The organism is Mesorhizobium sp. M5C.F.Ca.ET.164.01.1.1, from assembly GCF_004792125.1.
Taxonomy (GTDB): Bacteria; Pseudomonadota; Alphaproteobacteria; order Rhizobiales; family Rhizobiaceae; genus Mesorhizobium; species Mesorhizobium wenxiniae.
In genome coordinates, this window is record NZ_SRTG01000298.1 from 1 (window position 1) to 342 (window position 342).

1 pseudogene is annotated in these 342 nt (G+C 59.4%); it reads right to left on the bottom strand.

From position 1 onward, the window contains the following. A pseudogene (aspA, locus tag EN807_RS33550) lies at positions 1 to 205 on the bottom strand (aspartate ammonia-lyase); the annotation flags it as partial. Positions 206 to 342: the final 137 nt, after the last annotated feature.

The following is a 342-nucleotide window of genomic DNA, read 5'->3' on the forward strand; positions in this document are numbered from 1 at the left end:
GCGAAAGCAGGCCGAGTTCCATGTTCGCCAGGCCGGCGGCCTTTTTCACCATGGCCATCGACTGGATGAGCTCGGGGAAATCCCTCAGGCGCAGCCCGGATACATCAAAGTTCTGTTCCGCCCGACGGGTGTGCACGCCGTAGAGCACATTGCCAGGGATAGCGAGCGGTCCGATCAGATCCGTTTCGATACGGTCGGCAATCATGGTTGCTATCTCCGCTCATCCAAGACCTCGGGCGTCACCCACACAGGTGCAAGATTCACAAGTCTGGATACTAAGATGAGGTCCTCACGACCGGCTGATGACGGCGCCAGCCTTGATGGCGAGCGCCGCGATAGTCA